We start from the raw sequence: 2,960 nt of genomic DNA on the forward strand, positions 1-2,960 counted from the left end.
CGGCGCAGCGGTGCGCCGAGGCCGGGATCCGCCTCCGCGTCCCCCGGCCGCGGCTGTGCACGGACAACGGGGCGATGGTCGTGGCGGTGGCGTCCGCGCTCCTCGCGGCGGGTGCCGAACCCAGTGCCCTCACCGTGGCGGCGGATCCGGGGCTCACGGTCGGGGTGACCCAGCTGGTGTGAGGCGGGTGGTGTGAGGAGGGTGGTGAGGCGGGTGCCTCAGAACCCGAGCAGTGCGAAGCCGTACCCGGTGAACAGCAGCATCCCGCAGACCAGCAGGGTGATCAGGACCAACCACAGGTACCCCACCGCGAGGGCGGTGAGGGCGAGACCGCGCCCGGCCTGTCCGGTCCGGTTGATCCTGGCCAGGGCGAGATGGCCGAGCAGGACCGACGCGAGCGCGAAGACCGCGGGGACCGCGGGCAGGAACAGTCCGAGGAAGGACCCGAACACGACGTTGCCCACCGCCAACACGACCGCGGCGAGCGCCGTCCCGTTGACGTCGGGGGGACCGGCGTGCGACTCGTCGCCGGGGTCCTCCGGATCCCGCCGGCCGGACGCGTCCGCGTCACCGGAGGGGGTACGGGACATGGCGACGACTCCTCCCGGGGGCGGCGGGACTTCCCGCTGATCGTACGCGGGGCCCGCGCGCCCGGCGGCGTGCTCGAGCGGGTGTGTGGGGGCCGGGTGGTGTTCGCCGTCCGCGAACGGGGCCGGATCGGGCACCCGGGACACTTGAGTGCTGGCACTCGCGCATATAGAGTGCCAATAGGCATGGACCCGGTCGCGTCACCCGCGACGACGCCACCCCGGTGCCCCGCCCCCCTGAACACACCAGCCATCTACACACGGAGGATCCATCGTGGCGATCAAGCCGCTTGAGGACAAGATTCTCGTCGAGGCCACCGCTGCCGAGACCACCACGGCGTCCGGCCTCGTCATCCCGGACACCGCCAAGGAGAAGCCCCAGGAGGGCACCGTCGTCGCGGTCGGCAAGGGCCGCTTCGACGAGGACGGCGACCGCATCCCCATGGACATCAAGGAGGGGGACAAGGTCATCTACTCCAAGTACGGCGGAACCGAGATCAAGTACGAGGGCAAGGAGTACCTGATCCTCTCCTCGCGCGACGTTCTCGCGGTCATCGACTGACGTGAGTCGGTACAACCCCGCCCCGGTGGCGCCGGCCAGTGTCCGGCCCGCCGGGGCGGTGGTGTCTCACCGGTGTCGCACCGGTCCGTTACGCAGTACGACCCGTCCGTCCCGAACACCCTCTTCCTTCCAGGAGTCCCATCAATGTCCAAGTTGATAGCGTTCGACGAGGAGGCCCGTAAGGGCATGCTCGCCGGTGTCGACCAACTCGCCGACACCGTCAAGGTCACGCTCGGCCCGAAGGGTCGGCACGTCGTGTTGGCCAAGGCCTTCGGTGGCCCCACCGTCACGAACGACGGTGTCTCCATCGCCCGCGAGATCGAACTCTCCGAGCCGTTCGCGAATCTCGGTGCCCAGCTGGTCAAGAGCGTCGCCACCAAGACCAACGACGTGGCCGGTGACGGCACGACCACCGCGACGGTGCTCGCGCAGGCGCTCATCCGTGAGGGGCTGCGCAACGTGGCCGCCGGATCCAACCCGATGGCCATGGGCAAGGGCATCGAGAAGGCCTCGGCCGCCGTCGTCGAGTTCCTCAAGTCCGCCGCCACCCCGGTGTCGGGGTCCGAGGGGGTGGCGCAGGTCGCCACGGTCTCCTCCCGTGACCCCGAGGTGGGCCGGATGGTCGCCGAGGCCATGGACGCCGTGGGTGTCAACGGCGTCGTGTCCGTCGAGGAATCCCAGGGCCTGCACACCGAGGTCGCCGTGACCGAGGGCATCGCCTTCGACAAGGGCTACCTCAGCCCCTACTTCGTCACCGACCCCGACGAGCAGAAGGCCATCTACGAGGATGTCCTGGTCCTGCTGCACCGCGAGAAGATCAGCTCCCTCCCCGACCTGCTCCCGCTGCTCGAGAAGGTCGCCGAGACCGGCAAGCCGCTGCTCGTCGTGGCCGAGGACGTCGACGGCGAGGCGTTGTCGACGCTGGTCGTCAACTCGATCCGCAAGACCATCAAGGTCGTCGCGATCAAGGCCCCGTTCTTCGGCGACCGCCGCAAGGCCTTCCAGGACGATCTCGCTATCGTCCTCAAGGGTCAGGTCGTCAGCCCGGACCTGGGCATGAAGCTCTCCGACTGTGGCCTCGAGGTGCTCGGACACGCCCGCCGCGTGACCGTCTCCAAGGACGAGACGATCATCGTCGACGGTGACGGTGACCAGGCCGACGTCGACGCCCGGGTGGCGCAGCTGCGCCGCGAGGCCGAGAACACCGACTCCGACTGGGACCGCGAGAAGCTCGAGGAGCGCATCGCCAAGCTCTCCGGGGGCGTCGCGGTCATCCGCGTCGGCGCCGCCACCGAGACGGAGCTCACCGAGCGCAAGCTCCGCGTCGAGGACGCGGTCAACTCGGCCAAGGCCGCCGTCGAGGAGGGCGTGATCGCCGGTGGCGGTTCCGTGCTCGTCCAGGCCGCGGCGTCGCTCGCCCGGCTCGCCGAGGACACCACCGACGCCGACGAGGCGGTGGGGGTGAACGTCGTCCGCAAGGCGCTGGCGGCGCCACTGTTCTGGATCGCCGCCAACGCGGGCGAGGACGGCTCCGTCGTGGTGAGCAAGGTCGCCGACCTCGGTCCGAGGGACGGCTTCAACGCCGCCACCGGCGAGTACGGTGACCTCGTCTCGGCGGGCATCATCGACCCGGTGAAGGTCACCCACTCGGCCGTCGTCAACGCCTGTTCCGTCGCGCGGATGGTGCTGACCACCGAGACGGCGATCGTCGAGAAGCCCGAGCAGGAGGCGCCCGGCGGGCACTCACACGCCGGTCACTCGCACTGATCCCGTCCCGACCGGGCCCCGGTCCCGCACCCGCGGGACCGGGG

General features: G+C 70.2%; 3 protein-coding genes and 1 pseudogene. 3 read left to right on the forward strand and 1 reads right to left on the reverse strand.

All coding sequences use genetic code 11. From position 1 onward, the window contains the following. A pseudogene (locus G6022_RS14020) lies at positions 1 to 182 on the forward strand (tRNA (adenosine(37)-N6)-threonylcarbamoyltransferase complex transferase subunit TsaD); the annotation flags it as partial. Between the two features lie 36 nt (positions 183 to 218). On the opposite strand, the gene G6022_RS14025 reads toward G6022_RS14020, so the two are convergent. After that, the gene (locus G6022_RS14025) at positions 219 to 590 is read right to left on the reverse strand and encodes a DUF4190 domain-containing protein (RefSeq protein ID WP_179524688.1); all 372 of its coding nucleotides are present in this window, start codon (positions 588 to 590) and stop codon (positions 219 to 221) included. Positions 591 to 861: 271 nt separating this feature from the next. On the opposite strand from G6022_RS14025, the gene groES reads away from it, so the two are divergent. Then, positions 862 to 1,149 carry a co-chaperone GroES gene (gene groES, locus G6022_RS14030; RefSeq protein ID WP_017837219.1) on the forward strand — a complete coding sequence of 96 codons (288 nt, stop codon included), beginning with the start codon at positions 862 to 864 and terminating at the stop codon, positions 1,147 to 1,149. 144 nt (positions 1,150 to 1,293) lie between these two features. After that, a complete protein-coding gene (gene groL, locus G6022_RS14035; protein ID WP_179524689.1) occupies positions 1,294 to 2,916 on the forward strand; it encodes a chaperonin GroEL in 1,623 nt (540 codons plus the stop codon). The last annotated feature ends 44 nt before the right edge of the window (positions 2,917 to 2,960 follow it).

Origin of the sequence: Dietzia sp. Cai40 (assembly GCF_014145165.1) — a bacterium.
Lineage (GTDB): Bacteria > Actinomycetota > Actinomycetes > Mycobacteriales > Mycobacteriaceae > Dietzia > Dietzia natronolimnaea.